8 protein-coding genes and 1 pseudogene are annotated in these 6,837 nt (G+C 66.7%); 7 read left to right on the top strand and 2 right to left on the bottom strand.

What is annotated here, in order from left to right:
• Window positions 1–1,486: pseudogene (locus tag WAW17_RS26605) on the top strand (ATP-binding protein); the annotation flags it as partial.
• Complete coding sequence (locus WAW17_RS26600) at window positions 1,476–2,051, top strand: phosphatase PAP2 family protein (protein ID WP_422335863.1); 576 nt, start codon at window positions 1,476–1,478, stop codon at window positions 2,049–2,051. The pseudogene WAW17_RS26605 and the gene WAW17_RS26600, both read left to right, overlap by 11 nt.
• 43 nt (window positions 2,052–2,094) lie before the next feature.
• Here WAW17_RS26600 and WAW17_RS26595 read toward each other — a convergent pair whose 3' ends face one another.
• Complete coding sequence (locus WAW17_RS26595; RefSeq protein ID WP_422335862.1) at window positions 2,095–2,343, bottom strand: DUF2530 domain-containing protein; 249 nt, start codon at window positions 2,341–2,343, stop codon at window positions 2,095–2,097.
• 81 nt (window positions 2,344–2,424) lie between these two features.
• On the opposite strand from WAW17_RS26595, the gene WAW17_RS26590 reads away from it, so the two are divergent.
• The 5 genes from WAW17_RS26590 to WAW17_RS26570 all read left to right on the top strand — a co-directional run bounded on the left by WAW17_RS26590 (window position 2,425) and on the right by WAW17_RS26570 (window position 5,994).
• Entirely contained in the window at window positions 2,425–3,882 is a 1,458-nt protein-coding gene (locus WAW17_RS26590) for an NCS2 family permease (protein WP_422335861.1), read from the top strand.
• Window positions 3,883–3,915: 33 nt separating this feature from the next.
• A complete protein-coding gene (locus tag WAW17_RS26585) occupies window positions 3,916–4,347 on the top strand; it encodes a MarR family winged helix-turn-helix transcriptional regulator (protein WP_422335860.1) in 432 nt (143 codons plus the stop codon).
• 135 nt (window positions 4,348–4,482) lie between these two features.
• Complete coding sequence (locus WAW17_RS26580; RefSeq protein WP_422335859.1) at window positions 4,483–4,737, top strand: DUF3263 domain-containing protein; 255 nt, start codon at window positions 4,483–4,485, stop codon at window positions 4,735–4,737.
• A gap of 159 nt (window positions 4,738–4,896) precedes the next feature.
• Window positions 4,897–5,703, top strand: a complete 807-nt coding sequence (locus WAW17_RS26575; RefSeq protein ID WP_422335858.1) for a TrmH family RNA methyltransferase — start codon at window positions 4,897–4,899, stop codon at window positions 5,701–5,703.
• The gene (locus WAW17_RS26570; RefSeq protein ID WP_422335857.1) at window positions 5,704–5,994 is read left to right on the top strand and encodes a DUF2537 domain-containing protein; all 291 of its coding nucleotides are present in this window, start codon (window positions 5,704–5,706) and stop codon (window positions 5,992–5,994) included.
• Between the two features lie 5 nt (window positions 5,995–5,999).
• Here the strand turns inward: WAW17_RS26570 and WAW17_RS26565 are convergent, their stop codons facing one another.
• Window positions 6,000–6,776 carry a DUF6928 family protein gene (locus WAW17_RS26565; RefSeq protein WP_422335856.1) on the bottom strand — a complete coding sequence of 259 codons (777 nt, stop codon included), beginning with the start codon at window positions 6,774–6,776 and terminating at the stop codon, window positions 6,000–6,002.
• Between the last annotated feature and the right edge of the window lie 61 nt (window positions 6,777–6,837).

The following is a 6,837-nucleotide window of genomic DNA, read 5'->3' as shown; positions in this document are numbered from 1 at the left end:
GCTCAGTGGGATCCAGCACGAACCCGAGTGGTGGCGGCGTCTGTACGCGGCTCTGGAACCACTCGCCGTCGATGCGCTCGCCGCCGAAGAACTTGCCTCGATCCCGGTTCCGCTGGCCGACGGCCGCACCGTGACCGGTCCGCGAACAGTGCTGCTGGGCCACGACATCGACGGAATACTCGGTGTCCACTGGACCCGGCTCGTTCACCCGGACGCCGCGCACCCCTTGCTGTCCCGGCTCGGCGCCAAGACGGCGACGGCGGCAGATCTTCTCGCCGATCCGGCGCTTCGTGCCGAGATCGAGGACCTCGGGCACGACGACATGGCCGAAGCCGAGGAACTGGCTGCGGTGGTGCTGGCCCTCGCGGGCCGGGCCGAGCCGGGCACTCTGCCGTCGTGGCTGGGACAGCTACTTCTGCCGGACGTCGACGGTGAGCTGCGCGGCGCGGACGAATTGCTGCTGCCGGGTGCACCTCTCGCGGACGTTCTCGTCGAGGACTCGCCCTTCAGTTGTGTCGATTCCGCGTTCGCCGAGCGCGTGGGCGAGGACGCGCTCCGTGCGGTGGGGGTGGGCTGGGGCTTCACGGTATTCCGCGCCGAACTGCCCACCGGACCCGACCACGACCTCGACGACGAAGACCTGTGGTGGGACACACTCGACGACGACCCCGACGCGATCGAGGCCGTCCGCGATCTGGATCTGGTCGACGAGAACCACTGGCGGCAGGCCCTGACCATGCTCGCGCAGGATCCGTCGACTCGTCCCCTCCTCGCCGATCGCGGCGGCTACACCGCCTGGTGGCTGCGCCGTCACGCCGAGCTGGACGGCCAGGTGCTGGGCCTGCTGGCTGAACCCGGAGACGGCACATTCGCCGGACTTCTCGACGCCGCGGACCATCCGGAGTCGTCGGTGTTCGCCGCCGCGCTGGCACCGTCGGTGGTCGATTCGCCCGAACTCGCGCAGCTGCTCCTCGACAGGCTCGCGGACCCGCTCCGCCATCCGACGCCCGCCGTCACGGTGCGCACGCACAGCTTGCTGGCGGCCGCGGACGCCGCCCAGGTGCTCGACCTCGAGGATCTCGATCTGCCCGAACGCGTGCGCAGCCTCACCGGGGCGCTGGTGGATCCCCGTGACGCGCTCGTTCTCGACAAGCCGTGGTTCGCTGCCGTGGTGCCGCCCGAGCGACTTGTCGTGGGGAGCCTCGACACCGCCGAGGCATTGGCCGATCTGCTCGACATCTCCTGCGCGTCCGCGACGATTCGAGGAGTGGTGACCAGTGCGGGACGTGAAACCTCCTGGGACCGCGAGCCTTCTGTCGTCCTCGCTCTCACGGTCCTCGGCCGGCCGGTCCCGACGGGGAAGATCCTCGTCCATCCACGGCTCACGGTGACACTCGCCGGTGCGGTGGTCGACACCGACGTCGTCGTGCCCTGCTGGGTTGACGGGGACGGCACCACACACTGGTCGGAGTCCCATGACCGTTGACCAGAACGTCTTCGAGGTGGTGGTGACCGACCGCACCGGGTGGCTGGTGGACGTCGTCACGGTGATCACGCACAGCGGGGGAACCATCGCGGCGTGGATCGTGTCCATCGTCGCGACAATCGTTCTCCTGCGGCGCGGACGTGACCGGGATGCGTTCCTCGTGGCCGGTGCGATGCTGTCGGGCTGGGCGGTGATGAGCTTGCTGAAGGCTCTGTTCGGACGGCAGCGTCCCCCCACCCCGGAGCGGCTCGTAGACATCGCGTCGCACTCGTTCCCGTCGGGTCACGCCATGATGACGGCAGTCCTCGTCGGTGTCCTCGCCGCCGTGATCTTCCGAACCGACCTACCGCGGTACGTCCGGTTGGTGACCGTGGTGCTTTTGCTGCTCTACACGCTGATGGTGGGACTGTCGCGGGTTTACCTGGCCGCGCACTGGCTGTCCGACGTCCTGGCCGGGTGGGTGTTCGGCGCGCTCTGGGCGGCCTTCTGGATCCTCCGCACCCGCACCCGCACCCGCTCACTTCGCCCAATGCGACATTCGTTCAATCAGACGGAACGTGTGTGACATTGGGCGACCGGGGCGGGGGCTGAGCAGAGCCGCTCGAGGCTCACAGCAGACCCTGCTGTGCCCCCCTGTTGCCGCGCCTCGCCGCCCGCCGCTGCAACGCGAACAATCCGTAACCGAGGAAGCCGACGAGCACTCCAGCAATGCACGTCGGGAGCGCATCCGGCCAGCGGTCGCCCGTGACGATCACCACGGCCGTCGCCACCGCCCAGGCAAGTGTTCCCACAATCAGTGCAGGTCGTGGGTCGGCCAGGCGTCGAATCAGGGTGGGGAGCTGTGCCGTCTGGTTCACGGACATGACGTTACCCCCGCTCCCGTGCCCTAATCTCCTTTAGCGACGCGCGCGACTACTGGCGATGGGGACTGAAACGACATGGGTGTTGCACCTCCGAAACTTCTCGACAACTACTTCAAGATCACCGAGCGTGGTTCGACGGTAGGTGCGGAGGTTCGAGGCGGTGTCGTCACGTTCGTCGCCATGGCGTACATCGTGGTCCTCAACCCCCTGATCCTGGGCAGCTTCTCGGCGGACGACGCCGCCGCCAAGACCGACGTGCTCGGCAACATCCTCCCCGTCAGCCAGGTGGCCGCGGTGACGGCGTTGGTGGCTGGCCTGATGAGCATCCTCTTCGGCGTGATCGCCAACTATCCGTTCGCGATCGCCGCGGGCCTGGGCATCAACAGCCTGCTCGCCGTCACGATCGCACCCCAGGTGACGTGGCCCGAGGCCATGGGCCTGGTGGTGATCGACGGTGTGATCATTGTGATGCTGGCGCTCACCGGGTTCCGGACCGCGGTGTTCAATGCCATTCCCACCGAACTGAAGTCCGCCATCGCTGCCGGTATCGGCATGTTCATCGCGTTCATCGGTTTCGTCGACGCCGGGTTCGTCACGCGAATTCCCGACATCGCGGGCACCACAGTGCCGGTGGGACTCGGCATCGGTGGTTCCATCGCCGAGTGGCCCACTGCGATCTTCGTCTTCGGCGTGCTGTTGATGGGCATTCTGGTGGTGCGCAAGGTTCGTGGCGGACTGCTGATCGGCATCGTGGTCACCACCGTGCTGGCCGCGATCATCGAGGCCGTCGCCGACGTCGGGCCGTCGCGGGGTGTGAGCCCGGAAGGCTGGAATCTCAGTGTGCCCGTCGTTCCGGAGGTGTTCGCGAGCCTGCCCGACCTGGGTCTCGTCGGTGACGTGAGCCTGTTCGGTGCGTTCACCCGGATCGGGGTGCTGGCTGCCAGCCTGCTGGTGTTCACCCTGGTGCTCGCCAACTTCTTCGACGCCATGGGCACCATGACCGGCCTGGGCAAGGAAGCAGGACTCACCGACAAGGAAGGCACGCTTCCCAATGTGGGCCGCGCCCTGGTCGTAGAGGGAACGGGCGCGATCGTCGGCGGCGGCGCGTCGGCATCGTCCAACACCGTGTTCGTGGAATCGGCGTCGGGCATCGCCGAGGGCGCCCGCACCGGACTGGCGAACGTGGTGACGGGCCTGCTCTTCCTGGCCGCAATGTTCCTGACTCCGCTGTACTCGGTGGTGCCCATCGAGGCGGCCGCTCCTGCACTCGTGGTGGTCGGTGCACTGATGATCGGCCAGGTCCGCGACATCGATTTCACCAAGTTCTCGATTGCGCTGCCCGCGTTCCTCACCATTGTCGTCATGCCGTTCACCTACTCGATCGCCAACGGTATCGGTGTCGGGTTCGTGTCGTGGGTGGTCCTGAACGCTGCGAGCGGCGGTATCAAGAAGATTCATCCACTGATGTGGGTGGTGGCGGCACTTTTCGTGGCCTACTTCGCGGTCGGACCGATCACCGAGGCAGTAACCTGAACGCGGGCCGACCCGTCCCGTATTGTGATTTCGGTGACCACCGATACGCGCGCACTCGCCAGCGACCTTTCCTTGGCTGTCGTGCGCCTTACGCGTCACTTGCGTGGGCGCCGCGCCAACGCTCAGGCGTCGCTCACCCAGTTGTCGGCTCTGGCAACCCTCGCCCGTGACGGTGCGATGACACCCGGAACCCTGGCTGCCCGAGAGAAGGTGCAGCCGCCGTCCATGACCCGTGTGATCGCCTCGCTGGTGGATTTGGGGTTGGTCGAGCGTGCTCCGCATCCCACGGACGGACGTCAGATCATCGTCACCCTGTCGGAAGCCGGTGAGGCGCTGATCAAGGACGAGACGCATGCCCGTGAAGTGTGGATGAACGAGCGGCTGTCCGCACTCGACGAACCGCAGTTGAAGATTCTCCGCGAAGCGGTCGGAATCATGACCTCCCTCGTGGCCGACTCGGAGTAGCATTGCGCGTTTTCCGGGCCGGGGCGGGAAGAGTGCTGGGCTGATGCAAGACAGGTTGGCGCCACCCGTTTCTCTCAGGCACCGGGAGATGCTCCCCGGGGTGCGAGTGCGGCGCGAGTCGAGGACAATCGGTGGATGGTGAGTAGAGCTTCGAGTGAGAACGAATCGGCGCGCATGGTTGCGTTTGCTCTGCAGTGGCTTCCATACGGTGGCGGATCGGCCGAGGACATCATGGTGGAATTCGGTATGGCCCCGCGGGAGTACTTCACCCGGCTCGGCGACATCGTGGCGGATCAGCAGAGTGCACTCGAGTTCGATACGCGCACGGCCCTCGGCAAGGTCTGTCGAGACCGTGTGCGCGTGGACGTGGAACCGTTTTCCGGAGTCTGATCGATTGCGGTTCGGCCCGCGCCCCGCCTGCGCCGGCTGAGGAAGACGCTGTAGCTCAACGTGATCAGGCCCGGCCGTGTCACCTCGCAGTGTTCACCGACGGACTGTGACGTCCGAGGTGGTGCGCAGGGGGCCGTGTTCATACGGCACGATGGACCAGTGGTTCACGTCATCGACATAACAGACCCCGCCGATACCCGGCTGGACAACTTCCGCGATCTCAACTCCTCCGACCGGCGCCCCGACCTGCCCGAGGGCAAAGGCCTCGTCATCGCGGAGGGGGTGCTGGTGGTGCAGCGTCTGCTCGCGTCCCGCTTCGAGCCCATCGGTCTGCTCGGCGTGGATCGCAGGCTCGAGGAACTCGCGGACGACCTCGGCGACATCGACGTGCCGTTCTACCGGACCACAGCGGAGGTCATGGCCGAGGTGGTGGGATTCCATCTGAACAGGGGAGTGCTGGCGGCTGCCCGCCGTTCCGCACCGCTGGAATTGCCGGACGTTCTCGAGAACGCCCGCACGGTCGCCGTCCTCGAGGGGGTCAACGATCACGAGAATCTCGGTTCGATGTTCCGGAACGCCGCCGGGCTCGGCGTAGACGCCGTCGTGTTCGGCAAGGGCTGCGCCGACCCGCTGTACCGCAGGGCCGTGCGCGTCTCGATGGGGCACGTGCTCCGCGTGCCTTTCGCGCACGTGTCCAAGTGGCCGCACGACCTGGAAGAGTTGAGGGCGAGGGGTTTCCAGTTGATCTCACTCACACCCAACCCGGAGGCGGTCACCCTCGCCGAGGCGATGACGGGGGAGAAGGTGGCGGTGCTGCTGGGAGCGGAAGGTCCGGGTCTCACCGAACATGCCATGCGGGCTACCGACATTCGCGCCCGAATCCCGATGGCACCGGGCACGGATTCACTCAACGTGGCGACCGCGGCCGCAATGGCGTTCTACGAGCGCGTGCGAACGGGCGGGTAGGTGCCCGATAACGCGCCTCGCTCCCCGGAGCCCGAGGCAACTCCCTGGTTCACCGGTATTCTCGTCGCCGCATTCGCCGCCGCGCTGGTGGGCGTCGCGGTCATCGCGTTCGGATCGCAGCTCGCCCGCATCAACGTCGCATTGGCCGTTGTCCTGGAAATCGTCGTGGCGACCGGAGTCGCGCCGACGGCCTGGCGACTGCGCATCATGCCCGTCTGGCGATGGGTGGTCTACGGCGGTGCGGCGGGTGTCCTCGGAGGATGGGTGGCGCTGCTCGCGGGGGCTGCGTAGCCGCCTCAGAAGCCGAAGTACCGGCGCAGTCTGCCGAGCTTGCGGGGCGGTGAAGGGGGAGCGGGCGGGACAGTCGGTACCGATTCCGTTTCGGCAGGTTCAGTGGCGGCCTCGACAGCCTCCTCCACCGGACCTTCGCCCGGCGGATGGATCGCGAAGCGGTGCAGGCTCAGTACCCCGATGTCGACGGCGGTGTCCGCCGTGGTGTCGGAGTAGCGGAAGCCCAGCCATTCCAGATTGGCGCCCTCGGCGAACATTCCGGGGTCGAACGGCAGCGACTGCGGATCAGGCAGCAGCCCGGGCGGATGCTGCAGCGGGAAATCACCTGCCCAGAACGGTTTCTCCCACACCAGCGGAAGGCCCACATCCTCGTGAATGTGGACCGGAGTGGCGCTGAACGATCGAGTCAGGGTTCCGTTCTCCCACATCGAGAAAGCACCCCACTCGATGTCGGGCCGGGACGCCACATAGTAGGTTCTGGCGCATGTCCGCGCCTGGATCCATCGTTCGGGCAGTGTGGACGGACGGGGCACGGCCAGGTCGGCGCTGCACACCACGGTCAACCCGGGATAGGCGCCGATGAACACGGTCTCGCCGTCGGTGACCGCGGCAGCGGACGACAGCGTCGAACGGCCCGTCAGTGACACTTCGAGATCCGGGTGGAGGGTTCCGGCCAGTGCCTCTGCCGCCTCGATATCGGGTTGAGGATACTCACGGAGCACGGAAAGGGGATCGTCGGTGTCGACGTACCAGATCGTCGATACCCTCGACCCCAATGCCATCCCCCTCTTCCGCTGGTTTACTGAAAGAGTACGACGTCAGCGCCTTGCCGGTCCGGTTCGC

The sequence above is a fragment of the Rhodococcus sp. (in: high G+C Gram-positive bacteria) genome (genome assembly GCF_049286785.1).
Lineage (GTDB): Bacteria > Actinomycetota > Actinomycetes > Mycobacteriales > Mycobacteriaceae > Rhodococcus_F.
The sequence above is the reverse complement of the archived record's forward strand: the minus strand, read 5'-3'. Positions and strand labels throughout refer to the sequence as shown.